At 67.7% G+C, this 26,405-nt stretch carries 18 protein-coding genes, 1 tRNA gene, 1 pseudogene and 1 riboswitch; of the genes and pseudogenes, 8 read left to right on the forward strand and 12 right to left on the reverse strand.

What is annotated here, in order from left to right; genetic code table 11:
* Positions 1-50 precede the first annotated feature (50 nt).
* From hemC to OVA11_RS03310, 5 genes and pseudogenes are all read left to right on the forward strand, one after another.
* Complete coding sequence (gene hemC / locus OVA11_RS03290; RefSeq protein ID WP_268066156.1) at positions 51-1,019, forward strand: hydroxymethylbilane synthase; 969 nt, start codon at positions 51-53, stop codon at positions 1,017-1,019.
* A gap of 4 nt (positions 1,020-1,023) precedes the next feature.
* Entirely contained in the window at positions 1,024-1,710 is a 687-nt protein-coding gene (locus tag OVA11_RS03295) for a uroporphyrinogen-III synthase (protein ID WP_268066157.1), read from the forward strand.
* 43 nt (positions 1,711-1,753) lie between these two features.
* Positions 1,754-2,650 (forward strand): COG4223 family protein, encoded by an 897-nt coding sequence (locus OVA11_RS03300; protein WP_268066158.1) that lies wholly within the window; start codon positions 1,754-1,756, stop codon positions 2,648-2,650.
* Positions 2,647-4,181 (forward strand): annotated as a pseudogene (locus OVA11_RS03305) (heme biosynthesis protein HemY). The gene OVA11_RS03300 and the pseudogene OVA11_RS03305 overlap by 4 nt, the downstream one beginning before the upstream one ends.
* A 41-nt stretch (positions 4,182-4,222) precedes the next feature.
* Positions 4,223-4,298 (forward strand) — tRNA-Thr (locus tag OVA11_RS03310).
* Positions 4,299-4,463: 165 nt separating this feature from the next.
* On the opposite strand, the gene OVA11_RS03315 is transcribed toward OVA11_RS03310, so the two are convergent.
* The 6 genes from OVA11_RS03315 to OVA11_RS03340 form a co-directional block, all read right to left on the reverse strand.
* Complete coding sequence (locus OVA11_RS03315) at positions 4,464-6,665, reverse strand: 3-hydroxyacyl-CoA dehydrogenase NAD-binding domain-containing protein (protein ID WP_268066159.1); 2,202 nt, start codon at positions 6,663-6,665, stop codon at positions 4,464-4,466.
* Positions 6,666-6,689: 24 nt separating this feature from the next.
* A complete protein-coding gene (locus OVA11_RS03320; protein WP_268066160.1) occupies positions 6,690-7,895 on the reverse strand; it encodes an acetyl-CoA C-acetyltransferase in 1,206 nt (401 codons plus the stop codon).
* A gap of 66 nt (positions 7,896-7,961) precedes the next feature.
* Entirely contained in the window at positions 7,962-8,345 is a 384-nt protein-coding gene (locus OVA11_RS03325; protein ID WP_268066161.1) for a hypothetical protein, read from the reverse strand.
* Complete coding sequence (locus OVA11_RS03330; RefSeq protein ID WP_268066162.1) at positions 8,342-9,505, reverse strand: acyl-CoA dehydrogenase family protein; 1,164 nt, start codon at positions 9,503-9,505, stop codon at positions 8,342-8,344. Before OVA11_RS03330 ends, OVA11_RS03325 begins: the two co-directional genes overlap by 4 nt.
* 2 nt (positions 9,506-9,507) lie before the next feature.
* Positions 9,508-11,301: an acyl-CoA dehydrogenase C-terminal domain-containing protein gene (locus OVA11_RS03335; protein ID WP_268066163.1), complete on the reverse strand. Its 1,794-nt coding sequence runs from the start codon at positions 11,299-11,301 to the stop codon at positions 9,508-9,510.
* Between the two features lie 86 nt (positions 11,302-11,387).
* Complete coding sequence (locus OVA11_RS03340; RefSeq protein WP_010917970.1) at positions 11,388-11,867, reverse strand: MerR family transcriptional regulator; 480 nt, start codon at positions 11,865-11,867, stop codon at positions 11,388-11,390.
* A gap of 192 nt (positions 11,868-12,059) precedes the next feature.
* Between OVA11_RS03340 and OVA11_RS03345 the strand changes: the two genes are divergently transcribed.
* Positions 12,060-12,701 carry a S24 family peptidase gene (locus OVA11_RS03345; RefSeq protein ID WP_268066164.1) on the forward strand — a complete coding sequence of 214 codons (642 nt, stop codon included), beginning with the start codon at positions 12,060-12,062 and terminating at the stop codon, positions 12,699-12,701.
* A 34-nt stretch (positions 12,702-12,735) separates the two neighbouring features.
* Here OVA11_RS03345 and OVA11_RS03350 read toward each other — a convergent pair whose 3' ends face one another.
* The 4 genes from OVA11_RS03350 to OVA11_RS03365 all read right to left on the reverse strand — a co-directional run bounded on the left by OVA11_RS03350 (position 12,736) and on the right by OVA11_RS03365 (position 16,948).
* Positions 12,736-12,945, reverse strand: a complete 210-nt coding sequence (locus OVA11_RS03350) for a hypothetical protein (RefSeq protein WP_010917972.1) — start codon at positions 12,943-12,945, stop codon at positions 12,736-12,738.
* A 181-nt stretch (positions 12,946-13,126) separates the two neighbouring features.
* Positions 13,127-14,785, reverse strand: a complete 1,659-nt coding sequence (locus OVA11_RS03355; protein ID WP_268066165.1) for a lysine--tRNA ligase — start codon at positions 14,783-14,785, stop codon at positions 13,127-13,129.
* A 140-nt stretch (positions 14,786-14,925) separates the two neighbouring features.
* A complete protein-coding gene (gene pgm, locus OVA11_RS03360) occupies positions 14,926-16,566 on the reverse strand; it encodes a phosphoglucomutase (alpha-D-glucose-1,6-bisphosphate-dependent) (RefSeq protein ID WP_268066166.1) in 1,641 nt (546 codons plus the stop codon).
* 322 nt (positions 16,567-16,888) lie between these two features.
* Entirely contained in the window at positions 16,889-16,948 is a 60-nt protein-coding gene (locus OVA11_RS03365) for a hypothetical protein (protein WP_268068886.1), read from the reverse strand.
* A gap of 639 nt (positions 16,949-17,587) precedes the next feature.
* Positions 17,588-17,668: riboswitch (ZMP/ZTP riboswitch) on the forward strand.
* Between the two features lie 26 nt (positions 17,669-17,694).
* Here OVA11_RS03365 and purH point away from each other — a divergent pair.
* Complete coding sequence (purH, locus tag OVA11_RS03370) at positions 17,695-19,284, forward strand: bifunctional phosphoribosylaminoimidazolecarboxamide formyltransferase/IMP cyclohydrolase (RefSeq protein ID WP_268066167.1); 1,590 nt, start codon at positions 17,695-17,697, stop codon at positions 19,282-19,284.
* Between the two features lie 16 nt (positions 19,285-19,300).
* Entirely contained in the window at positions 19,301-20,053 is a 753-nt protein-coding gene (locus OVA11_RS03375; protein ID WP_268066168.1) for a dienelactone hydrolase family protein, read from the forward strand.
* Positions 20,054-20,106: 53 nt separating this feature from the next.
* Here OVA11_RS03375 and OVA11_RS03380 read toward each other — a convergent pair whose 3' ends face one another.
* Together OVA11_RS03380 and OVA11_RS03385 are read right to left on the reverse strand one after the other, a co-directional pair.
* Positions 20,107-24,930 carry an NAD-glutamate dehydrogenase gene (locus OVA11_RS03380; protein WP_268066169.1) on the reverse strand — a complete coding sequence of 1,608 codons (4,824 nt, stop codon included), beginning with the start codon at positions 24,928-24,930 and terminating at the stop codon, positions 20,107-20,109.
* Between the two features lie 336 nt (positions 24,931-25,266).
* Positions 25,267-26,376 (reverse strand): AI-2E family transporter, encoded by a 1,110-nt coding sequence (locus OVA11_RS03385; protein WP_268066170.1) that lies wholly within the window; start codon positions 26,374-26,376, stop codon positions 25,267-25,269.
* Between the last annotated feature and the right edge of the window lie 29 nt (positions 26,377-26,405).

A 26,405-nucleotide genomic window follows, 5' to 3' on the forward strand; every position in this document is an offset into this window, starting at 1 on the left:
TCCTGTAGCAGCGAAGACGAATTTTCGTCTCCGCAGGTAACGTTCAGACCGTGTCCCGGCAACCTCCCATCCGCATCGGCGCGCGCGGCTCCAAGCTGTCCCTGGCCCAATCGGGCCTCATGCAGGCGCGCATCGCCCACGCTTTGGGTGTTCCGGCCGGGGCCAGCCGGGAAGAGATCGAGGCGGCGGCGCCGCTGATCCCGATCGTCACCAGTGGCGACCGCATCCAGGACCGCCGCCTGATGGAGATCGGCGGCAAGGGCCTTTTCACCAAGGAGATCGAGGAAGCCCTGCTGGATGGCCGCATCGACTGCGCCGTCCATTCGCTGAAGGACATGCCGGCCGAACTGCCGCCGGGCCTCGTTCTGGCCGCCACGCCCGAGCGCGAGGATCCGCGCGACGCCTTCATCAGCCATATCTGCGAGCGGCTGGAAGATCTGCCCAAGGGCGCGCGCCTGGGCACCGCGTCTCTGCGCCGCCAGGCCCAGGCCCTGCATGTGCGGCCCGATCTTGAGATCGTCATGCTGCGCGGCAATGTCGACACGCGCCTGGCCAAGCTGGAACGTGGCGAGGCCGACGCGATCCTCCTGGCCCAGTCGGGCCTCAATCGCCTGGGCCTTGGCCATCTGACCAGGAGCTGGCTCGATCCCGACGCCTGTCCGCCGGCGCCGGGTCAGGGCGCCCTCGTCATCGAGACCCGCGCCGAGGATGTGGGCGCGCCGTGGCTTGAGGCGGTCCGCTGTCGGGAAACGACGATCGCCGTGGCCGCCGAGCGCGGCGCGCTGCTGGCGCTGGAGGGCTCGTGCCGCACCGCCATCGGGGCCCGCGCGCTGCTGGACGGGGCGCGGCTTTCGATGATCGTCGAGGCCCTGACCCCTGACGGCGCCCAGCGTTTCCGCCGCGAAGGCGACATCACCCTGACCGGCGCCGACGACATCGCCGAGGCGCGCGCGTTCGGCCTGACGCTGGGCGCCGAGGTTCGCGCGGCCGGCGGCGACGCCATCGTCCTGCCGGAATAGAGCCTTGGAACAGGGCGCGCCGGTCTGGATCACCCGCGCCCAGCCTGGCGCTGCGGCGACGGCGCAAAGGGTGGCCGCGCTCGGCTTTACGCCCGTTGTCGACCCACTCTTGGCCATAGAGCCGATCCTGGCGAAGGTCGATCTCTCCGGTATCGCCGCCCTGGCCTTTACCAGCGCCAACGGCGTCGAGGGGTTTGCGCGCTGCAGCGCCCGTCGGGATCTTCCGGTCTTCACGGTGGGCGCGGCGACGGCCAAGGCCGCCGGGGATGCGGGCTTCGCCCACGCGCGCAGCGCCGAAGGTGATGTCGAGGCCCTGGAGCGGCTGATCATCGACGCGCGCCCCGGTCCTGTGCTGTGGGCGGGCGCTCAGGCGCCGGCGGGCGATCTCGTCGCCGCCTTGCGCGCCCAGGGTCTGGAAGCGCGCGGCGTGGCGGTCTACGCCACCGTGGAGCGCGCGCCGTCGCCCGCCACCCTGGCCCTGCTCGACGCGCCGCTGAGCGTGCTGGTTCATTCCCCACGCGCGGCTCGCGCCCTGGGGCGGATCCTGGCGGGCCGCGACCATGGCGATCTGCGCCTCCTCTGCCTGTCCGCCGCCGTCGCCGCGCCGTTGGACAAGATCGCTGAACCGCGTTTTGTGGCGTCCGCGCCGCGCCCGGACGAATCTGCGCTGCTCCAGCTGCTCGACGCTTGAGCACGACGTTGCACGATGCGTCGGCGTGGGGCACGAATGGGTCATGAACGCCGATGCCGATCCTGCTGAAATCGCCGCGCCCAGCGATCCGGCGCTCTACGCCCGTCGCCGGGTGATGGGGCCGGGCGTGTGGGCCTGGCTCTTGCTCTGTCTTGTCTGCGTCGCCCTGGGCGCCGGCGTCGCCTGGTTTGGGCCGTCCTGGTTCTCGGCCAAGCCCGTCACGCCCGAGCCCGCCGTCTCGGCCACGCCCAACCCGCGCCCGGTCGCCGAGCGGGTGGCGGCGAGCGCGGCGCTGCCGCTGGAGAGCAGCCTGCCGGCCGCGGCCGAGACCGCTCTGGCTGACGTCGAACGACTCAACAGCCGAATCACCGCTCTGGAAGCCAGCCAGAAGACCGTGGCCGACGCCGCCGTCGCCGCCCTCGCGGTCGCCACCCTGGCCGAGGCGGCAGGAACATCGCGGCCGTTCGGCCCGGAACTGCTGGGCCTGGAGCGGGTTCTGCCCGGCTCGCCGGATCTGCGCGCCCTGGAGCCGCTCTCGCGCACCGGCGCCCCCACCCGCGCCGGCCTCGCCACCCAGTTCGGCAATCTGGCCGGCCGCGCCGCCAGCGCCTCGCGCAATCCCGGCGTGGACGCGGACCTGTTCTCACGGATCCGCTACGCCCTCTCCAGCATCGTCTCGATCCGCCATGTCGGCTCGACCAAGGGCTCGACGCCCGACGCCATGCTGGCGCGCGCCCAGGCCCTGCTGGACGAAGGTGACGTCGAGGGCGCGGTCGCCGCGCTCGATCCTCTGAACGACTCCTCGCGTGAGGTGCTCGCGCCCTGGTTCGTCGCCGCCAACCGGCGCATCGAGATCGACCGCCACGTGTCGGCCGTCCGCGCTGACGCTCTGGCCGAACTGGCGCGGGTCTCGCGCGCCTCCGCGCCGGTCGCACCATGACTCGGGTCGCCTTCGCGCTCTTTCTGGTCGCCGTCGTCGCCGTCAGCGTCCTGGCCCTGACCGGCGAGCCGGGTCGCGCCTCGATGGAATGGATGGGTTGGCGGGTCGAGATGACGGCCGCCGCCGCCGCGCTGCTGACCCTGTTCTCGGCGTTGATGTTCACCCTGCTGTGGCGCGGCGTCATCTGGATCGTCGAAGCCCCCGCCGCGCGGCGCGGGCTCGGGCCGAGGCCAAGCGCAAGCAGGCCATCGAGGCCCTTTCGCGCGGCTTCCTCGCTGTCGCCGCCGGCGATGGCTCCGAAGCCCGCCGTCTGGCGCAGAAGTCGTCCGAGCTGGCCGAGGATGCGCCGGCCCTGGTCCGCGTCCTGGCCGCCCAGGCCGCCGAGGCCGCCGGCGATCGCGGCGCGGCCAAGAGCGCCTACAACGCCATGCTCGGCTTTCCCGAGATGCGCCTGGCGGGCCTCCGCGGCCTGATGCTCGCGGCTCAGGCCGAGGGCGACCGGCAGGCCGCGATCCGTCACGCCGAGACCGCCTATGGCCTGGCGCGCACCGCCCGCTGGGCGTGGCGCGCGCTCCTGGAGGCCCGGCTGGAGGCCGGCGACTGGGCTGCGGCCCTGCAGCTCGTCCAGGGCGCCCTTGAGCGCAAGATCGTCTCGCCGGTCGTCGCCGAGCGCAGCCGCGCGGCCCTGCTGGCCGCTTCGGCCGCCAGCCTCGTCAACGCCGATGACCCCAAGACCCGCGCCCAGGCGCTGGACTTCGCGACCCAGTCGGTGAAGCTCAAGCCCGACTTCGCGCCCGGCGTGGTGATGGCTGCGCGGTTGCTGGCCGAAGACGGCAAGACCGCCAAGGCCGGCGGCCTGATCGAGACCGCCTGGAAGGCCGAGCCTCATCCGGCGCTGTGGCTGGCCTATCGCGACCTGAAGACCAACGAGACACCAAAGGCCCGCGCCCAGCGCCTGGCCGCTCTGGCCGCTATGAAGCCCGAGGCGCGGGAGAGCCGCCTTCTGCGCGTCGAAAGCGCCCTGATCGGCGGTGATCCGGTCGCCGCCCGCGCCGCCGCCCGCCTGCTGGACGACCAGGCCCCGACTGCGCGCTTCGCCGGCCTTATGGCGCGCGTCGCCGCCGCCAATGGCGACGCTGACGAGGCCCGCGCCTGGATCGCCCGCGGCGTCGCCGCGCCCCAGGAGCCTGACTGGTCCGATCTGGACCCCGAAGGCCTCGCCTTCGCCTATCAGCGCGACGACTGGGCGCGGCTGGCGGTCAGCTACGCCGAGACGGGCCAGCTGATCCACCCTCGCCACGAGCGGCGCGAGCGGACCATGAACGATCTGCCCGAACTGCCGTCGGCCTATGCTGAGTCGACGCCGTTCATCCGCGCGGCCGAAACCGGAGGGGCCCTGATGCCGATCCCGGACGACCCTGGCGTATACGACGCGCCGCTCGTCACGGACCCGCCGGAAGGCGGTCCGGCGCCCCGCCGTAATTCTGGTGCAAGACGGCGCTTGCCGAGCGGCTCGCGCACCGCTAAATAGGCGCTCCCTTCGCTCTGGAGCGCCCGCTTCGGAGCCCGTGGGCCGCCTTAGCTCAGCCGGTAGAGCGGCGCATTCGTAATGCGTAGGTCAGGTGTTCGAGTCACCTAGGCGGCACCACTTTCTTTATCTGACATCGTCAGCCGATCGCCCCTCCCCCCCCGGGGGGCGTTGATCGCGTTTGCACGCCTTATCCTGTCGCGCCTTCGCCCCGCTTGAGCGCCCGAAAACGAAAAGGCCCGGTGTTTCCACCGGGCCTTCCGTTGTTCTGAGCGAAGGCTGGGCTTACGCCGCCGCCTTGGCCTTGGCGCCGAAGCGGCCGTAGAAGGTCTCGCCCTTTTCGGCCATCTCGCGCAGCAGTGCGGGCGGCGCGAAGCGCTTGCCGTACTTCTGAGCCAGCTGGTCGCAGGTCTCGACGAAGGCCTTGGCGCCGACGGCGTCGATCAGGCTGATCGGACCGCCGGTCCAGGGCGCAAAGCCCCAGCCCAGGATCGCGCCGACATCGGCTTCGCGCGGATCGGTGATGACGCCTTCCTCGAAGCAGCGCGCGGCCTCGACGGCCTGGCGGTACAGCAGGCGCGTGCGGATCTCCTGGATCAGCGTCTGGTCGGCTTCGGCGATCGTCACCGGCGCCAGCTCCGACAGGCCCTTCCACAGGGTCTTGGGGCCGTTTTCCGGATAGTCGTAGAAGCCCTTGCCGTTCTTGCGGCCGAAGCGCTGCAGCTCGACGACCATCTTTTCGATGATCGGGGCGAACGGACGGTCCTCGAACTTGTCGCCGAGGTCCTTCTTGGTCTGCTGGGTGACCTTGTAGCCAAGGTCCAGAGCGACGTCGTCGTTCATTTCCAGCGGACCGCGCGGCATGCCCGTGGCGCGGCCGACATTGTCGATGATGGCCGGGGCGATGCCGTCGGCCAGCATCTCGAGGCCTTCCTGCACGAAAGTGCCGAAGCAGCGGCTGGTGTAGAAGCCGCGGCTATCGTTCACGACGATCGGCGTCTTCTTGATCTTCAGGACGTAGTCGATCGACTTGGCCAGGGCCTCGTCCGACGTTTCCTCGCCCATGATGATCTCAACGAGGCCCATCTTGTCGACCGGCGAGAAGAAGTGGATGCCGATGAAGTTCTTCGGACGCACCGACGCCTTGGCCAGGCCGGTGATCGGCAGGGTCGAGGTGTTGGAGCCGAAGATGGCGTCCTCGGCCAGCTGGGCCTCGGCCTTCTGGGTGACGTCGGCCTTGATCTCGCGGCTCTCGAACACCGCCTCGATGACCAGGTCGCTGCCCTTGACGTGGGCGTAGTCGGTGGTCGGGGTGATCAGGGCCAGGACCGCGTCGGCCTTGTCCTGAGTCATCTTGCCGCGCGACACCGCCTTCTTCAGCAGGTTCTCGGCGTAGCCCTTGCCCTTCTCGGCCGCCTCTTGGCTCTGGTCGATCAGCACGGTCTCGATGCCGGCCATGGCTTGGACATAGGCGATGCCCGCGCCCATCATGCCCGCGCCCAGCACGGCGACCTTCTTGGCTTCCGACGGCGGCACATTGGCCGGACGGCCCGAGCCCTTGCCCAGCTCCTGCAGGGACAGGAACAGGGTGCGGATCATGCCCTTGGCCTGCGGCGACATCATCGTCTTCAGGAAGTAGCGGGTCTCGATGCGGATGGCCGCGTCGAACGGCACCTGCGTGCCTTCATAGACCGCCTTGAGGATGTTCAGCTGGGCGGGGTAGTTGCCATAGGTCTGCTTGCGCAGCATGGCGTTGCCCATGATGAACACTTGGCCGCCGGTCGGGGTGTAGGGACCGCCGCCGGGCAGCTTGAAGTCCTTCTTGTCCCAAGGCGCGACGGGGTCGCCCTTGGTCTTGACCCAGGTCTTTGCGGCCTCGACGACCTGATCGACCGGGACGACCTCGTGCACGACCTTGTTGGCCAGGGCCTCGGCCGGCTTCATCGACTTACCTTCCAGCAGGTACGGCGCAGCGGCCATCACGCCCATCAGGCGCGGCAGGCGCTGGGTGCCGCCGGCGCCCGGCAGCAGGCCGACCTTGGCTTCGGGCAAGGCGAGCTGGATCTTCGGATGGTCGGCGACCACGCGATAGTGGCAGGCGAGCGCGATCTCGAGACCGCCGCCCATCGCCAGGCCGTTGATCGCGGCGGCGACCGGCTTGCCGCAGGTCTCCAGGCCACGGAAGGCCTTGTTGAGGGCGAAGCCGGCGTCGAAGGCCGCCTTCAGGGCCGCTTCACCGCCCGCCGCGCCGCCGGCCATGCCGCCGCCGCCGCCCAGTTCGCCCAGGTCCGCGCCGGCGCAGAAGCCGGTCGTCTTGCCCGAGGTGATGACGACGCCCTTGATCTCGGCGTCGGACTTGATGCGCTCGACGATCTCGCCGATTTCCTTGATGACCGAAGCGGTCAGGGTGTTCATCGAACGGCCGGGCACGTCGAAGGTGACGAGGGCCACGCCGTCGGAGTCGACCTCGATCTTGAAGTTTTCCATGTGACTAGTTCCTGATCGAGAGGTTTAGACGCGTTCGATGACCGTGGCGGTGCCCATGCCGGCGCCGACGCACAGGGTGATCAGGGCGGTTTCCTTGTCCGAGCGCTCCAGCTCGTCCAGGACGGTGCCCAGGATCATCGCGCCGGTGGCGCCCAGCGGGTGGCCCATGGCGATGGCGCCGCCGTTCACGTTCATCTTGTCGTGCGGGATATCCAGCGCCTGCATCATGCGCAGCACGACCGAGGCGAAGGCTTCGTTCAGTTCGTAGAGGTCGATGTCCTTGACCTCCATGCCCAGCTTCTTGAGCAGCTTTTCGCTGACCAGGGCCGGACCGGTGAGCATGATCGAGGGCTCCGAGCCGATCGAGGCCGCGCCCTTGATCTTGGCGCGGGCCTTCAGGCCCAGGGCCTCGCCCATTTCCTTGGTGCCGATCAGCACGCCGGCGGCGCCGTCGACGATGCCCGAGCTGTTGCCGGCGTGGTGCACGTGGTTGACGCGCTCGACCTGCGGATAACGCTGGGTGACCACCGCATCGAAAGCCATCTCGCCCATGCCCGTGAACGAGGGGTTCAGCGAGGCCAGGGTCTGCATGGTGGTGGAGCCGCGGACGGTCTCGTCATGGTCCAGCAGGGTGAGGCCCAGCTGGTCCTTCACCGGGATCACCGACTTCTTGAAGCGACCATCGGCCCACGAGGCCGCAGCGCGCTTCTGGCTCTCGACGGCGTAGGCGTCGACGTCGTCGCGGGAAAAGCCATACAGGGTTGCGATCAGGTCGGCCGAGACGCCCTGCGGGGCGAAATAGGTCTTGAAGGCCGAGGAGGGGTCGGTCGGCCAGGCGCCGCCGTCGCTGCCCATCGGCACGCGGCTCATGCTCTCGACGCCGCCGCCGATGGCGAGGCCCGCTTCGCCCGAGGCGACCTTGGCCGCGGCCATGTTCACCGCTTCCAGGCCCGAGGCGCAGAAGCGGTTGATCTGCACGCCGGCGACGCTCTCGGCGTAGTCAGCGGTCAGAACGGCGGTGCGGGCGATGTCGCTGCCTTGCTCGCCGACCGGCGAGACGCAACCCAGAACGACGTCATCGACCTTGCTGGTGTCCAGGCCGTTGCGGTCGCGCAGGGCTTCCAGCACCTGGGTGGCCAGCGACAGGGCGGTGGTCTCGTGCAGCGAGCCGTCCTTCTTGCCCTTGCCGCGCGGCGTGCGCACGGCGTCAAAGATGTAAGCGTCAGCCATGGGATGGCTCCTTCCTGCGAAGCGTTGTTCGTGTTCGTGGCGCGGCCCCTGGGGCGGGTCGCGTGGTTATGGTTTCCAGTTGCCGATCGGGTACTTGCCGATCGGTTCGCACTTGAGGCCCCGCGCCGTGACCTTGGCGCGGTAGTAGAGGCGCGAGCCGAACTCCGGCGGCGGCAGCTCGCACGCGGTGAAGCCCGGGGTCCTGACCTCCAGCTTCCATTCGGCGACCTTGGAACGCAGCAGCGTTTGGCAGATGTCCTTGCCCGCCGGCTGCAGCGGCAGCTTGAATGCGCCGGGCTGCGGTCGCTTGCCGACCAGCTCGCCGGAGAAGTTCAGGGGGCGTGGGCCCTGGACGGCGCGCACACAGACCACGGCCGAGCGGGCGTCCTTAGCCGCCGGCTCAGCCGCAGCCGAGCCGGCCAGCAGGCCGACCAGCAGCGTTACGATCATAGCGTCCTCGCGATCAGGAGTTTCATGATCTCGTTCGTGCCGCCGTAGATGCGCTGGATGCGGCTATCCTTGTACATGCGCGCGATCGGGTACTCGTTCATGAAACCGTAGCCGCCGAACAGCTGCAAGCAGCGGTCGACGATCTTGTTCTCCAGGTCGCTGACCCAGTACTTGGCCATCGAGGCGGTGGCCGCGTCCAGCTTGCCTTCGAGGTGCTGGCCGATGCAGTGGTTGACGAAGACCTTGGCCACGGTCGCCTCGGTCTTGCACTCGGCCAGCACGAACTGGGTGTTCTGGAAGTCGATGATCGCCTTGCCGAAGGCCTTGCGGTCCTTGACGTAGGCGATGGTCAGCTCCAGCGCCCGCTCAATGGTCGCCATGCCCTGGACGGCGATGTTCAGGCGCTCCTGCGGCAGCTGGCTCATCAGTTGGAAGAAGCCCTGGCCCTCGTCGGTTCCGAGCAGGTTCTCGGTCGGAACCTTCACGTCGTTGAAGAACAGTTCCGAGGTGTCCTGGGCCTCCTGGCCCAGCTTGTCGAGGTTGCGGCCGCGCTCGAAACCCTCGGCGCCGTCGGTCTCGACGAAGATCAGCGAGGTGCCGCGCGCGCCGCCGGCGGGGTCGGTCTTGGCCACCACGCAGATCAGGTTGGCGGTCTGGCCGTTGGTGATGAAGGTCTTGGAGCCGTTGATGACGTACTGGTTGCCGGCCTTCTTGGCGGTGGTCTTGATGCCCTGAAGGTCAGAGCCCGCGCCCGGCTCGGTCATGGCGATGGCCGAGACCAGCTCGCCGGTCACCATGCGCGGCAGCCAGCGCTGCTTCTGCTCCTCGGTGCCGTAGTGGACGATGTACGGCATGACGATGGCGTTGTGCAGGCTGGCGCCGAAGCCGTCGACGCCCTTCTTGCCCAGCTGCTCCATCAGCACGACCTCGTGCCGGTAGTCGCCGCCGGCGCCGCCGTATTGCTCGGGCGTGGAGAGGCCGAGCAAGCCCGCCTCCCCCGCCTTGGTCCACATGTCGCGGTCGACGCAATGGTTCTTGCGCCACGTCGCCACGGTCGCCTCAGAGGCGTGCTCGTCGAAGAATTTGCCGACCGCGTCCTCGAAGATCGCGATGTCTTCCTCGGCCATGAAGGCCGGCTTTTCAACGTTGAGCACGCTCATGATCAGAAAGCCTCCGCAGGCAGCGCCATCAGGGTCGCTGAACCGGTCTTCAGCTTGGCCAGATGCGACGCAGCGTCAGGCAAGATGCGTTCGATGAAATAGCGACCGGTCGTCAGCTTGGTCGTGAAGAACGGGTCGGAGGAGCCGGCCGCGATCTTGGCGTTGGCGGCCTTGGCCATCAGCGCCCACATGTAGGCCAGGCCCGTCAGGCCGAAGAGGTGCATGTAGTCGGTCGAGGCCGCGCCGGCGTTGTCGGGGTTCTGCAGGCCGTTCTGCATCAGCCACATCGTGCCGTCCTGCAGCTGGGCCTTCACGCCGCCCAGGGCTTCGATGAAGGGCTTCAGGGCTTCGTCAGAGTCGTTCTCGCCGATGAACTGGTCGATCTCCTGGAAGAAGGTCATGACCGCACGGCCGCCCTTGGCCGCCAGCTTGCGACCCACCAGGTCCAGGGCCTGCACGCCGTTGGTGCCCTCGTAGATCAGGGCGATGCGGCAGTCGCGCATGAACTGGCTGACCGGGAAGTGCTCGGTGAAGCCGCTGCCGCCGTGCACCTGCACCGCGTTCGAGCAGACCTGGAAGCCCTTGTCGGTCAGGTAGCCTTTCAGCACCGGCGTCATCAGGCCCATATAGTCCGAGGACTTCTCGCGCACCGCCGGGTCGGGGTGAACGTGCGAGAGGTCGCCGTGCAGGGCGGTCCAGAACAGGAAGGCGCGGCCGCCCTCGATCAGGGCCTTGCTCTCCAGCAGCATGCGGCGCACGTCCGGGTGGACGATGATCGGATCGGCCGGGCCTTCGGCGTTCTTCGGGCCGGTCAGCGAGCGGCCCTGCAGGCGGTCCTTGGCGAAGGCGACGGCGGCCTGATAGGCCGCTTCGCCCTGCGCCACGCCCTGCATGCCCACGCCCAGGCGCGCCTCGTTCATCATGACGAACATGATCTTGAGGCCCGAGTTCTCCTCGCCGATCAGATAGCCCGTGGCCTCGTCATACTGCATCACGCAGGTGGCGTTGCCGTGGATGCCCATCTTCTCTTCGAGGCCCACGCACTTGGCGCCTTCGTTACGCGGACCCACCGAGCCGTCGGCGTTGGGGATGAACTTCGGCACGATGAACAGGCTGATGCCCTTCACGCCGGCCGGAGCGCCTTCGATGCGGGCCAGGACGAGGTGGACGATATTGTCGGCCATGTCGTGCTCGCCGGCCGAGATCCAGATCTTCTGGCCGGTGATCTTGTAGCTGCCGTCGGCCTGCGGAACCGCCTTGGTGCGCAGCAGGCCAAGGTCCGTGCCGCAGTGCGGCTCGGTCAGGTTCATGGTGCCGGTCCACTCGCCGGACACCATCTTGGGGAGGTAGGTCTGCTTCTGCTCGTCCGAACCGCCGACATGGATCGCCGAATAGGCGCCGTGGGCCAGGCCCGGATACATCGAGAAGGCCATGTTGGCCGAGCTCGACATCTCGCTGAACGCCAGGTTCACGACGTGCGGCAGGCCCTGGCCGCCATAGGCGGGGTCAGAGCCGATCGCGGTCCAGCCGCCTTCGCACAGCTGCTTGTAGGCGTCCTTGAAGCCGGGCGGGGTGGTGACGGTGTTGGTGACCGGATCCAGCTTGCAGCCCGTCTTGTCGCCGACCGTGTTCAGCGGCGCCAGCACCTCGCCCGTGAACTGGGCGGCGGCCTCGAGGATCTGCTCGACCACCTCGAACGGCGCGTCGGAGAAGCCCGGCAGGTCGCCGTGTTGGTCGATATTGAGCACGTCGCGCAGGATGAAGGCGTGATCGCGAACGGGCGGCTGATAGGTCATGGAACGGTCCTGGCTAGGATCGGGAGGAAGAAAAGGGAACCGCCGCCGCACGCCCTGGGCAGGGGTGTCGGCGGCGCGAAACGGCCCTACTTGCCCAGCATCGCTTCGGCGTGGCCGTCGAGGCGGGCGCGCAGCACCTGCTCGTAGTCGGCCGCGCGGGGCAGCAGGTCGGGGCGGATCTCGGTGAGCCGCCGCTCGAGGCGGTTGCAGGCCTCGCGCAGCTCGATCAGGGCGTTGTCGATGTCGTCGCGCTGCTGCTCCAGCGCGGTGGCGCGTTCGCGGAACTTCTTCAGCGAGCGGGCCATCTGCGCCGCGCCCTCGTCGTTCTCGTCATAGAGGTCGAGGAGCTCGCGGATCTCGGTCAGCGACAGGCCCACGCGCTTGCCGCGCAGGATCAGCTGCAGGCGGACGCGGTCCTTGTGGGAATAGACGCGGTTGAGGCCTTCACGGGCGGGGTTCAGAAGCCCCTTGTCCTCGTAGAAGCGCAGGGCGCGGGGCGTGGCTTTGAATTCGTTGCACAGCTGGCGGATCGTGAAGGTCCGCTCGGGGCGTCGCAGGTCGGCCATGGATGGAAACCTCCCAAGGAAGAGGGCCCGGCTACTGCGGCCCGGCCGCTTTGTTATCGCTGATCACCCTAAACCCGATCTCGTGACGTCGTCAACGCTTACGTAAACGTCAACCGCAGGATGGGCGATAGGTTTACTTTCCTAGCCCCGCTGGCGTACCCTCTCCCCGAAGGCCGATTGGAGGAGGAGCCGATGGCGACCCTGTCTCACGGCGAAATCTGGCGCGCGATCGACGCCCTGGCCGAGCGTTTCGACATGACGCCCTCTGCCATGGCCAGGATGGCGGGCCTGGATCCCACCAGCTTCAACCGCTCCAAGCGCGGTTCGACCGAGACCGGCCACGCGCGCTGGCCCTCGACCGAGAGCCTGTCCAAGCTTCTGGAGGCGACGGGGGTCAACTTTTCGGAGTTCGCCGCCCTGACCGAGCGATCGCCGGTCCGCACGCCCGGCCGACGCGGCGCGCCGCTGATCGACCTGGCCCAGGCGGGCAAGGACGGCTTCTTCGATGAGGCGGGCATGCCCGTCGGCGCGGGCTGGGACGAGGCGCCGGCCCCGGATCTGGGCGAGGGCCTGTTCGCGCTGGAGGTTACGGGCGATGACCTCGCGCCCGTTTATCGTGACGGCGACCGGCTGCTGGTCTCGCCGACCCTGGAGCCGCGCAAGGGTGACCGCGTGGTGACGCGCACCCACGGCGGCGAGGTTCTGGTGCGGGAACTGGGCCGGGTCACCGCGCGGAGCATCGAGCTCTTGGCCCTGGATCGCGTGAGCGGCGAGCGCCTGCTGTCACGCGACGAGGTGGCCTGGATCGCGCGGATCGTCTGGGTCAGCCAGTAGGCCGACCCGACAGATCGCTCAAGTCAGGGAGAGGTCAGGTCCGCGGGCAGCTGGCGTGGCTGTCCAGCAGCCAGGCGATCAGCGGGCCGGCGGCCGGATCGGCGCACGACACGTCGACGCGATAGGAGTTCCAGGTGTCGTTGTGCGCAGCCTCGACCTGAGCGTCGGGGAACTGTTGCACGATGCCGCCGAGCAGGGAGTCGAATTCTTCGCGGTCGGACGGGCGCAGGGTGAAGGAAGCCATGGGACTAAACCTTGAGGACTAATCTTGGTTCTGATGGTTCCAGCCTAGACTCCGAAACGTGGGCATACCCTTAATCCCGGCTTCAGGCGGGGTTCATCCTCGCGGACATGGTGTCGCAGGTCGCGGGGATTCACCCGGCGCGACCTGCATCTTGAACGCCTCTCCCGCAAGGGGAGAGGCGCTAGCCCAATTTCTCTTCGATCAGCGCCACCGTCCGGTCGATCCCGAAGATCGCCGCGAACGAGCCGAAGCGCGGGCCCTGGCTCTGGCCCAGCAGCACTTCGTACAGGGCCTGGAACCAGGCGCGCAGCGGGTCGAAGCCGTGAGTCTTGCCGACCTCGAACACCTCGTTCTGGATCAGCTCGGCGTCCTGGGTTCCGTCGGGCATGGCCTTCAGCTTGGCCAGCAGGTCCAGCATGGCCGCGCGTTCCTGGTCGGTCGGGGCGCGGAACACCTTCGAGGGCTTCACGAAGTCCTCGTAGTAGTTGATCGCATAGCCGGCCAGGCGGTCCAGCAGCGGCTGGGTCTCTGGGCTGGCGCCCGGGATGTAGCGCGACAGGAAGCCCCAGAGGATTTCCTTGGTCGAGGCGTCGGCGGCTGAAACCAGATTCAGCATCAGGCTGAACGACACCGGCGAGCCCTGCTCGGGCGGCTTGCCGCCGTGGATGTGCCAGACCGGATTGTCCAGCTGCTTGGCCGGCTCCTGGCGGCCGAACGCGTCCAGCTGCTGCAGGTACTCGTCGCTGGCCTTGGGGATGACGTCGAAATAGAGCTTCTTGGCCGACTTGGGGCTCTGGAACATGTAGTACGACAGGCTCTCGGGCGCGCCATAGCGGAGCCAGTCCTCCATGGAGAGGCCATTGCCCTTGGACTTGGAGATCTTCTGGTTGTTCTCGTCCAGGAAGAGCTCGTAGTTGAAGCCTTCCGGCGGAACCCCGCCCAGGGCCTTGCAGATCGCGCCCGAGGCCTTGACCGAGTCGATCAGGTCCTTGCCCGACATCTCGTAGTCGACGCCCAGCGCCGTCCAGCGCATGGCCCAGTCGGGCTTCCACTGCATCTTCACGTGGCCGCCGGTGACCGGAACCTCGACCTTCGAACCGTCCTCGTCCTCGAAGACGATCGTGCCCTTCTCGACATTGCGCTCCAGCGTCGGGACCTGCAGCACCTTGCCGGTGGACGGGCTGATGGGCAGGAACGGCGAATAGGTCGCGCGGCGCTCTTCGCCCAGCGTCGGCAGCATGACCTTCTGGATGGCGTCGAAGCGCTCGAGCGCCGTCAACAGGGTCGCGTCGAACATCCCGCCCTTGTAGCAGGCCGTGGAGGAGACGAACTCGTACTCGAAGCCGAAGCCGTCCAGGAACGCGCGCAGGCGGGCGTTGTTGTGGGCGCCGAAGCTGTCGTGGGTGCCGAAGGGGTCGCGGACGACCGTCAGCGGCTTGCCCAGGTCTTCGATCAGCGGCTGCTTGTTCTCGATATTGTCGGGAACCTTGCGCAGGCCGTCCATGTCGTCGCTGAAGGCGATCAGGCGGGTCGGGATGGCCTCGTCGGTCAGGGCGCGGAAGGCGCTGCGCACCATCGTGGTGCGCGCCACCTCGCCGAAGGTGCCCAGGTGCGGCAGGCCCGACGGCCCATAGCCGGTCTCGAAGATCACGGCCTTGGAGAGGGCCGGATAGGCTTTCACCGCCTCGTCGGTCTTGCCGGCGTCGATCAGGGCCTTGGCGGCTTCCTGGTCGGCGCGGTCGGGGAGGCGCACGCGCAGGATGCGGGCGATCGTGGCGCGCGCCTGCTCGAAGGGCCAGGAGCGGGCGTCACGGGCGAGGGGGGAGAGGCCTTCAAACATGCGGGGCGTATAAACCGCGCCTCCTCCACTGTCATCCCGGAAGCCTCGCAGAGGCTATCCGGGACCGCGGCGAACGCGGAGTTTCCTGGGGTCCCGGCTCGGCGCGCTGCGCGCTTGGCCGGGATGACAGTTTGAACGGATCAGCCCTTGAGCGCTCCCGCCACCACCTCGCGCGCCTCGGCCTGGACTTGGCGGAGGTGATCGGGGCCCAGGAACGACTCCGCATAGACCTTGTAGACGTCCTCGGTGCCCGAGGGGCGGGCGGCGAACCAGGCGTTCTGCGTGCAGACCTTCAGGCCGCCGATCGCCTCGCCGTTGCCGGGGGCGGCGGTGAGGATGTCGGTGATCGCTTCGCCGGCCAGGGTCTTGGCCGAGACGTCGCTGGGGCTGAGCTTGGAAAGACGCGCCTTCTCCTCGCGGCTGGCCGGGGCGTCGACGCGGGCATAGGCCGGCGCGCCATATTGCTCGGTCAGGCCGGTGTAGAGCTGACTGGCGCTCTTTCCCGTCACCGCCTGGATCTCGGCGGCCAGCAGGGCCAGGGTGATGCCGTCCTTGTCGGTGCTCCACACTCCGCCGTCATGGCGCAGGAAAGACGCGCCGGCCGATTCCTCGCCGCCGAAACCGACCGAGCCGTCCAGCAGGCCGGGCACGAAGTACTTGAAGCCGACCGGCACCTCCAGCAGGCGACGGCCCATCCCGGCCACCACGCGGTCGATCATCGAGGACGAGACCAGGGTCTTGCCGACCGCCGTGTCCGCGCCCCAGCCGGGGCGGTGGCTGAACAGGTACGAGATGGCGGCGGCCAGGTAGTGGTTGGGGTTCATCAGGCCGCCGTCGGGCGTGACGATGCCGTGGCGGTCGGCGTCGGCGTCATTGCCCGTGGCGACGTCATAGGCCGCGCCATCCTTCATGATGCCGATCAGGTTGGCCATGGCGCAGGCCGACGAGCAGTCCATGCGGATCTTGCCGTCGGTGTCGAGCGGCATGAACGCCCAGCGCGGGTCGACAGCGTCGTTGACCACGGTCAGGTCCAGGCCATGGCGCTCGGCGATCGCGCCCCAATAGGCCACGGCCGCGCCGCCCAGAGGGTCGGCGCCGATCCGCACCTTGGCCGCGCGGATCGCGGCGATGTCGATCACCGCCGGAAGGTCGTCGACATAGCGGCCCAGGAAGTCATAGGCGCCGACCGCCTTGCGGGCGGCTTCGAACGGAACGCGCTTCACGCCCGCGAGACCTTCCGCCAGCAGCGCATTGGCGCGGGCGGCGATGGCCGAGGTGGCGTCCGAACCGGCCGGACCGCCGGAGGGCGGATTGTACTTGATGCCGCCGTCGCGCGGCGGGTTGTGCGAGGGCGTCAGCAGCAGGCCGTCAGCCTGGCGGCCGCCCTGGCGGTTATGGGTCAGGATGGCGTGCGACACCGCCGGCGTCGGGGTGAAGCCGTCGCGGGAGTCGACTAGGGCCTCGACGCCGTTGGCCACCAGAACCTCCAGCACCGAGCGCCAGGCGGGCTCGGACAGGCCATGGGTGTCGCGGCCGACAAACAGGGGACCGGTCACGCCCTGGGCGGCGCGGTATTCGACGATCGCCTGGGTGACGGCCAGGATGTGGCCTTCGTTGAAGGCGCCGTCCAGGCTGGAGCCCCGATGGCCTGAGGTGCCGAACACGACCTTCTGAGAGGGATTGGAGACGTCCGGCTTGATCTCGAAATAGGCGCTGATCAGCGCGTCCAGATCGACAAGATCTTCGGGAAGAGCGCGAAGGCCGGCGCGGTCGTGCATCAAGTCACCAGGCAGAGTTTGAACGAAGCTCGGAAGCTGAACTCCTATAAGGGGTGGAAGACAATTTCACGAACTATTCTGTGTCTGTTTCCCGCTCTTTTGGGGCGCTTGCTGGCGCCGCAGGCCCCACCTGACCACGCGGGGGGCGTGACCCCAATCCTCCGCCTAGCGGGGGAGGAAAACGCGATGCGACTCCCTCTCCCATGGGGAGAGGGCCGGGGAGAGGGGGTACGACCTTGGCCGGAGCGCCGGCAGGGTGCTGGCGTTGTAACCCCTCTCCCGACCGCTTCGCGGCCACCCTCTCCCTCTGGGAGAGGGAACCGGTTTACGGGGATCGGCGGGCGTGAACGCTCGGGATTGGCGAATACGATCTCAATGAAATCAGCGCCTTGTCACTTTTACGCCCAAACTTATCCTCGGCGTTGAAACCACCCCCATACTGAACTCATCCCCGTCGCGGGGGAGGGCGTTTGGATCCGGCCCAACGGTCTGCTTGCAGACCGGTCTCTCGCAAGGAGTCACGGCGGCGGGGCTAGGTTGAGCGGGGCCGCGTGGTCTCGAAGCGGTTTCGACCGGGGTCTGTTCGTTGGATAGATCCGGGACCTCGGAAGAAGCCGTGGAGAGGCGAGCGCGGAGCGACAGGGCGGTGATCGTACAAGCCGCCTATCGTGGATCGTCGGGCTGGACACGGATGTAGCCGCTCCAGTTGATCCGCGCCCGTCCGGGGGCTCCTGGGGTCCCGAGCTGAAAGACGCTCACGCCCCCCATCCTCACGGGCAAGAACAACCTGGCGGAGCGGACAGTCGAGCCGAAACGCAAACAACACTCACGGTACTCCGGGTTCGCCCGGCCGCTCCGTCGCCTCCCCATGAACCTTCAGCGGTCACGCCGCGTGAAGCGGCGGACGCGCGTTCCCAAAATCCTCCCCCGCTGGGGGGAGGATTTTTCGTCCCCGGCCCTTCCCCATCAAGAGGAAGGGAGAAAGCACCGTCATTGACTCCCCCGCCTGCCCCCGTATTTTCCGCCGCGTTCGAGTGACTGGCGTTGAAGGTGGGCGACCACCGGGGAGCTCGATACGCATAAGCCGCGCGCCTGGGCTCCCTTCTGACAACCACAGACCTGGAGTCCGCCGTGCCCGCCGCCCCCGACTATCCGTCCGCCCCCGATCTCGTCGCCCCCAAGCGCGCCCTGCTGTCGGTCTCCGACAAGACCGGCCTGGTCGAGGCCGCGCAGGTGCTGCACGCCGCCGGCGTCGAGCTGGTCTCGACCGGCGGCACCAAGGCCGCGATCGCCGCGGCCGGGATCCCGGTCAAGGACGTCTCGGACCTGACGGGCTTTCCCGAGATGATGGACGGCCGCGTGAAGACCCTGCACCCGGTGGTGCACGGTGGTCTCTTGGGCGTGCGCGACGCGGCCGATCACGCCAAGGCCATGGCCGACCACGGCATCGGCGGCATCGATATCCTCTATGTGAACCTCTATCCGTTCGAGGCGACCGTCGCGAAGGGCGGATCGTATGCCGAATGCGTCGAGAACATCGACATCGGCGGCCCGGCCATGATCCGCTCGGCGGCCAAGAACCACGGCTATGTCGCCGTCTGCACCGATCCGGCCGACCTCGCCGAGGTGCTGGAGGCCCTGAAGGCCGGTGGGACGACGCTGGCTTTGCGCCAGCAGCTCGCGGCCCGCGCCTACGCCCGCACGGCGGCCTATGACGCGGCGATCTCGGCCTGGTTCGCAGAGGCCCTGGGCCAGGACTTCCCGGCTCGCAAGTCGATCGCCGGCGAGCTTCGCCAGACCATGCGCTATGGCGAGAACCCGCACCAGAAGGCGGCCTTCTACACCTTCCCCAATCCGCGTCCGGGCGTGGCCACGGCCAAGCAGCTGCAGGGCAAGGAGCTCAGCTACAACAACATCAACGACACTGACGCGGCCTTCGAGCTGATCGCCGAGTTCGATCCGGCCGACGGTCCGGCCGTGGCGATCATCAAGCACGCCAACCCCTGCGGCGTGGCCGTGGGCGCGACCCAGCGCGAGGCCTATGAGCGGGCTCTCGCCTGCGACCCGACCTCGGCCTTCGGCGGCATCGTGGCGGTCAACTCGCGCCTGACCCGCGAGGCTGCCGAAGCGATGGTCGAGATCTTCACCGAGGTCGTGATCGCCCCCGAGGCCGACGAGGACGCCGTGGCCGTCTTCGCCGCCAAGAAGAACCTGCGCCTGCTCGTCACCGGCGGCCTGCCCGATCCACTGTCGACCGGCGACACCTTCAAGAGCGTGGCCGGCGGCTTCCTGGTGCAATCGCGCGACGACGCCCGCATCAAGGCCTGCGACCTGAAGATCGTGACGAAGCGCCAGCCGACCGACGAGGAGGTGCGCGACATGCTGTTCGCCTTCACGGTGGGCAAGCACGTGAAGTCCAACGCCATCGTCTACGCCCGCGCCGGCCAGACCCTGGGCGTCGGCGCCGGCCAGATGAACCGCAAGGACAGCGCCCGGATCGCGGCCCTGCGGGCGGCTGATTTTGGCCTGGACCTCCGTGGGTGCGCCTGCGCCTCGGAAGCCTTCTTCCCGTTCGCGGACGGTCTGATCCAGGCGGCGGAAGCGGGCGCGACGGCGATCATCCAACCGGGCGGCTCGATGCGCGATCCGGAGGTCATCGAGGCGGCCGACAAGCTTGGCCTTACAATGGCCTTCACGGGTGTGCGAGTGTTCCGTCACTGATCGGAAGGACGACGGCATGGACAGCGCCGCCTGGGGTGAAAAGGTCGCCAAGCACTCGCGGGTGTTCAAGCCTGCGGGGCCCGGCCCTTTCCCGGTGGCGCTGATCCTGCACGGCTGCGGCGGCAAGACGCCGTTCCTCGAGGAGTACGCCCGCGTCGCGGTCCAGGCCGGCTGGGCGGCCGTGGTGGTCGACTCGCTGAAGCCGCGGGGGATGTCGACGCTGGACGCCAAGCTGTTTGTCTGCACCGGTGTGGCGCTGCACGGCCTCAAGCGCGCCGCTGACATCTTCGCCATGCTGACCTGGCTGGAGACCCAAGGCTGGGCCGACGCTAACCGCGTCTTCCTGGCCGGCTGGAGCCATGGCGGCTGGACGATTATGGACAGCTACGCGGTTGGCCGGAGCGCCGCGCGGGGAACAACCCTGGTCGACGCCGATCCCGCCAAGTTGCGCGCCCGGGTCAAGGGGACGCTGCTGGTCTATCCCTATGCCGGCTACGGCTCCCTGACCTCAGCGCGCGGCTGGGATCAGGGCGGTCCGCCTGTCTGGTCGGTGCTGGCGGGCAAGGATCAGGTGGTCGGCTGGAAGGCGCCGGCCAAGGCGCTGGATCGGCTGGCGGCCGATGGGCTCAAGGTCGATCGTGTCTTCCACGCCGACGCCACCCATGCCTTCGACGATGACCGCGCCAACGATCCAAGAGCGCGCTACCGCCCGGATCTCTTCCAGGCGGTGCAGAGCTATTTCGCGGGGGCCTTAGGTCGCTGCAGCTAGAGCGTTTTCCGATCTGATCGAGTCAACCAGATCGGAAAGGGCTCCAGGCAGCCTCAGGCGGCGCTGGACAACTCACGCAGGGCCGCGTTGGCGATCGTCAGCTTGGCGAAGGTCCAGCCACCGCCGGCCTGTTCGATGTCCTCGATCGTGCGCTTGACGGCGCGCGGACGATCACCGCGCAGGGCGGCCCAGGACGAGATGGCGGCCTTGGCGGCGCCTTCGTCCTCGCCGGCCTGGGCGTTGGCGGCGAACTTCAGGACCTGCTGGGTGATCGAGGTCTGCTCGGTCAGCATGTCCTCGATCAAGCGACGCACGGCCAGGCGCTCGAAGGCGTCGCCGCCCACGAACGAACCGGCTGCGCCGCGCAGGCGGTCGAACCCGAACGCCGCGCCGACCTGATGATAGAGGCGCGCGACATTCTCGACGCTCCAGCTGGAGGCGTTGGCGAGGTCGACGAGGTCGGCGGCCGTCGTCAGCGGCTGAAGAGCAGCGACGCTCAGGGCCAGCGCTTCCGGCGCGCCGTCCGCGACATAGGCCTTCACCCGCTTGGCCACCGCCTTCTGCTCGAACGGCGACAGGATCGCCGGCGCCAGCGCTCTGAGCGCGGCGACCGACGGGCCATAGGCCTCAACCAGCGTCTGGACGTTGGCGGCGTCGCGCTGGGCGCGGCGCGCCAGCCAGAAGGTCAGGCTGCGCAGGGCGTAGGCCAGCGCCTTGTAGAGCGCGGTCTGACCCTCGGCGGAGGCCTTGTTGTCCAGGCCGTTGACCTGATCCCAAAGACCGTCGATCCCGAGAATCTCGCGGGCGGCGGTGAAGCCGACCACCACGGCGTTGATGTCGGCGCCGGCGGCGGCCTTCAGGCGGCTGACAAAGGTCGGACCGCACATGTTGACCATCTGGTTGCCGACGACGGTGGCGATGATCTCGCGCTTCAGCCGGTGCTTCTGCATGGCGTCGGCGTACTGATCCAGCGCCTCGGGGAAGTAGCCGCGCAGGGTGCGCTCGAACCAGGGATCATCGGGCGACTGGCTGGCGACGATTTCGTCGAACAGATCCAGCTTGCCGTAGGCCAGCAAGACCGCGAGCTCTGGGCGCGTCAGGCCGCGACCTGCCGCCTTGCGCTCCAGAAGCGTCGTATTCGTCGGCAGGCCCTCGACCCGGCGATCCAGCCGGCCGCGCTGTTCCAGATTGACCATGTAGCGGATCTGGGCGTCGACCTCACTGACCGCGTCGCTTTCCAGCAGCGTCAGGGCCAGGGTCTGATCATAGTTATGCTCAAGGACGTGGTGGGCCACGTCATCGGTCATCGAGGCCAGGAGCGTATTGCGGCTTTCGCGATCCAGCTGTCCGCCGCGTTCCAGGATCCCGGTCAGGATCTTGATGTTGACCTCGTGGTCGGAGCTGTCGACGCCTGCCGAGTTGTCGATGGCGTCGGTGTTGATGTGACCGCCGGCCTGAGCGAACTCGATGCGGCCGGCTTGCGTCAGGCCCAGGTTCGCGCCTTCGCCGACCACCTTCACCCGAAGGTCCGAGCCATTGATGCGGATGGCGTCATTGGCCTTGTCGCCGGCGTCGGCGTTGGTCTCGCCCTTGGCCTTCACATAGGTGCCGATGCCGCCGAGATAGAGCAGTTCGGCCTTAGACTTCAGGATCGCCGTCATCAGCTCGGCGGGAGACACGGCCTCGGCCTTGATCTCCAGCATGGCGCGAACCTCGGCCGAGAGCGGGATGCTCTTCAGGCTGCGGGCGAAGACGCCGCCGCCGGCCGAGATCTTCGACTTGTCGTAGTCCTCCCACGACGAGCGCGGCAGCTTGAACATCCGGTCGCGCTCGGCCCACGAGACGGCGGGATCGGGGTTCGGGTCAAGGAAGATATGGCGGTGGTCAAAGGCGGCCAAAAGCTTGGTCTGCTTGGACAGCAGCATGCCGTTGCCGAACACGTCGCCCGACATGTCGCCCACGCCCACGACCGTGAAGGGCTCGGTCTGGATGTCCTTGCCCAGCTCGCGGAAGTGGCGCTTGACCGCTTCCCAGGCGCCGCGGGCGGTGATGCCCATCACCTTGTGGTCGTAGCCGACCGAGCCGCCCGAGGCGAAGGCGTCGCCCAGCCAGAAGCCGTAGCTCTCGGCCACGCCGTTGGCGATGTCGGAGAAGGTCGCCGTGCCCTTGTCGGCGGCGACGACCAGATACGGGTCCTGGGCGTCATGGGCGATGACCGCCGGCGGCGGCACGACCTGGTTGTCGGCGTCGATATTGTCGGTGAGGTCGAGCAGGCCCGACAGGAAGGTCTTGTAGGCCCGGATCGCCTCGGCCTGGATCGCATCGCGATCGCCGCCGCGCGGCAGTTGCTTCGGATAGAAGCCGCCCTTGGAGCCGACCGGCACAATGACGGCGTTCTTGACCTGTTGCGCCTTCACCAGGCCCAGCACTTCGGTGCGGAAGTCGTCGCGGCGATCCGACCACCGCAGGCCGCCGCGGGCGACCGGGCCAAACCGCAGGTGGACGCCCTCGACGTGCGGCGCCGAGACATAGATTTCGCGGTAGGGCTTGGGCGCCGGCAGGTCTTCCAGTTCGCGGGAGGCGATCTTGAAGCTGATATAGGACTTGGGCTCTCCGTCGGCGCCAAGCTGGTAGAAGTTGGTGCGCTGGATGGCGCCCACCAGAGCGGCCAGGCGGCGAAGCACGCGGTCGGCGTCGAGGCTCTCGACGGCCTGCAGCGCCTCGACAATGCTGAACTGAACAGCCTCAGCCTGTTCTCGCCGGGTCCTGAGGTCGGCCCTGATCGCCGGATCGAACTTGACGCGGAAGAGATCGAGAATGAGCCGTGCGACCATCGGGTGATCGCGAAGCGCCGCTTCTTGAACCTGCTGGCTGGGGTCCAGCCCGGACTGCTGCCGGTAGCGTGCGAGGGCGCGCAGCAGCGCTGCTTCCCGCCAACCCACGGCCATTTCGAGCACGATACGGTTGAAACCATCGTTCTCCGTGGCGCCGGTCCAGATCGCGATGAATGCTTCTTCGAAAACCTGGCGAACTTCATCGAACACAATGTGCTCGCCCGCTGGGTCGTCCAGAACGAACTCATGCACCCAGACCGAATGCGGCCCGTCCTTCTCGTGAATGCTGAGGCGGAAGCCATCCTCGATCAGCGCCTTGAGGCCCATGCGCTCCAGGATCGGCAGAACCTCAGCCAGCGGCGCAGCCGCGCCACGCAGATAGAGCTTGAACCGGAAGGTCCGTGGTCCGTCTTCGAAGCGCCGGAAGGCGCGTACGCGAGGCAAGGCGCCTTCGGTCAGGGTCTCGATGATGTCGATGTCGGCGAGCGCTTCCAACGCATCGTACTGGTCGCGATAGCCCGGCGGGAACGCATAGCCATACTTGTCCAGAAGGGTGCGAACGCCACCCGTCGGGGCGCCGCCCGCGCGGACGACGGCTTCGAACCGGTCTTCCCAGGTCAGCGCGGTGTCCGCGATCCGGGCCTCGACCTGCGAGAGGTCTGGATCGGGGTGGTCTCCGGGCGTGACCTCAATGATGAAATGGGCGCGCGCCAGCGGCGCGTCGGAAATCTCCGGATAATACTCCAGCACCTTGCCGTCGTAGGCGTCGGCGAGGATCGCGCCGGCCCGCGCGCAGACCTCGGTGTCGAAGCGTTCGCGGGGGATGTAGACCAGAACGGAGGCGAAGCGGTCGAACGGGTCGAGGCGCGCGAACAGCCGTACGCGCGGCCGATCGATGAGGTGCAGGACGCCCAGCGCCATCGACAGCAGCGTGTCTTCGCTGGTTTGGAACAGCTCGTCGCGTGGCCAGGTCTCAAGGATGTTTCGCAGCCGCTTTTCGTTATGGCTGCCCGGCGCCTTGGCGGCGCGACGCATGATCCTGGCCACGCGGTGACGGATCAGCGGAACTTCGACGGCCGGCGTCTCATAGGCTTCGGCGGTGAACAGGCCCACAAAGCGGACTTCGCCCGATGGCTTGCCGTCGTCCCCATAGCGTCGCACGCCCACGTAATCCATGAAGCCACGGCGATGCACGCGCGAACGGAGGTTCGACTTGGCGACCACTACAGGGGCGCCGGTCTCGAGCTGACGCTGCAGCTGCTTGGACAGGATCGCGGGCTCGTAGGCTCTGCGAAGGACCGAGCGCGAGGAGTCTCTCAGAACGCCCAGGCTCGCTTCGGCTTCGTACAGCGGCTCCTCGGCCGCATATCCGCCATCGCTGGATCGGGGATACTCGTACACCCGCGCACCGAGAAAGACGAAGTTGTCGTCCTCGAGCCATCGAAGGAAGGCCAGATCTTCCTGACGCCCTTCCTCACTGGTCACGCCGGGGGTCGCCGCCAGTTCGGCCACCGCGCGATGCATCAGATCCCGCATCGCCTTGAAGTCGCCGACCGCCCGACGCACGTCGAAGAGGGTTTCGCGGATTTGTTCCAGCAGGGATTCGACACGATCCTCGCCAACAGGATCCAGATGGACTTGAATGAACGACCGCGCGATCCCGTCGATCTCGACCACGGGGTGGAACATCGCCCGGACGCGGAACCCGCTTTCCGTGATCTCGCCCATGACGCTGTCGACCAGGAAAGGTCGGTCCGGCTGAACGATTTCAAGCAGATCACGCGCCGCGCCGGTTTCGCCTGCGGAGCGTAGCCTGACGGTCGGCTGGTCACCCTTCACAGCGCGCGCAAAGTCGAAGAACTCCGCCAGCGAGGCGGCGGCGGCCTTGGCCGAAAGCACGGGAGCATCTTCGATCGCCCAGTCGGCGCCGACCTGAGCCAAAAAGTCGCGCTCTTCGATGGCCAGCTCTTGGACCGTCTTGCCGCGCGTCAGGGCATAGGCGGCGGTCAAGCTGTTGCTGGGGTCAATCTTAACGCCGCTCATTCCGTTTCCTCGAATATTTTACCGATCTAACTACCGCATAAAGGTAAAAATTCAACGCTTGTACGAAAAGCGCGCCACGGCTTTCTAACTGGCCACGCCCGGCGGATAGATCGAAGATGCGACAGCAGACTAGTTGGCTCTGCGACACATGTCGTTAACGGAACGGAAGCGCCGCCGGCTGGGGGGAGCCGGCGGCGCAGGCCCGCTTGGGGAAGCGCGGGCGTCCTCGCGGCGATGAGACGGCGGCTTTGGCCTGCCCTCATCGGCGGTTCGTCCGGGTGGGGGAGCCGGACAAGTTAGATGTAGGGGCCCAAGAACGCGGTTTAAGGGGGGCGCTCATTTCTTTTGCGCAGCGTCCGCTGCGGGGGTCTCGGGAACGCCCTGAGGATCGCCGTCCTCCGAGAGCAGGATCGCGATCCAGCGCGAGCCTTCGAACTGGGCGAGGATGACCATCGCGGCGACGGTGAGCGGCGTCGACAGGAACATCCCCGGCACGCCCCAAAGCGCGCCCCAGACCGCCAGAGACAGCAGCACGACCGTGGGGTCCATGTTCAGGCTGTCGCCCTGCATGCGGGGCAGAATGACATTGCCGACCACAAAGAAGATCCCCTGCAACGCGACGAAGAGGATGACCGCCGGCCAGAGACTTTCGGGAAACTGGATCAGCGCGAAGATCGGCGGCAGGAAGCAGCCGATCGCGCCGCCGAGGATCGGGATGTAAGCGGCCAGGAAGATCAGAAACGCCCAGAAGAAGGCGTTGTCCAAGCCCACGAGCATCATGACTACGAACGCCGAGACCGCGATCATCAGGCCGGTCACGGTCTGGATCCAGAGGTATTGCTCAACGCCATCGCGAATGCGCTGGAACATTTTCATGTTCGTCTCGCGCTCAGCGTGATGGGGAAACAGCGCCACGATCTTCCGGGCGAAGCCACGACGCGAGGCCAGGATGAAGCCCAGATAGATCAGCACCAGGATAGCGCTGGTGGCGAAGCTGTTGAAGGACTGGGCGACATCGCCGAAGTAGCGTTGCGGGTTCAGGTGCTTGACGAGGTCGCCGATCGTCGGGGCGACCGACAGTTCAAGGCCCGGCGCGAGACGCGCGATGGTCGGGGTGAACTTGGCGATGATCGCATTGAGGCTGTCGACGTATTGGGAGGAGTGGTCGAAGAACTCCTTGCCGTTGTCGATGACGATCCAGACCGACATCCCAAACAGCCATAGGGACAGCACTACCGCTGTCGGCAGGGCGAGACGCCTGGGAAAGCGCGGCGTTCGGTCAGTCAGCACCCGCGCGAAACTGTCGATCATCACCGCCAGAAAGAGCGCCAGCGCCAGGGGCGTCAGGATGTCCTGCATCCACTTCAACGTCGCCGCGCCGGCGATGACGGCCAGAAAGACCACGGCGTTGCGCGTCGTGACCGACGGCGGGGCGGGTGCCGGCATTTGCAAAAATTCTCCAGATACGCGACCGA

This window comes from Caulobacter sp. SL161 (genome assembly GCF_026672375.1).
Lineage (GTDB): Bacteria > Pseudomonadota > Alphaproteobacteria > Caulobacterales > Caulobacteraceae > Caulobacter.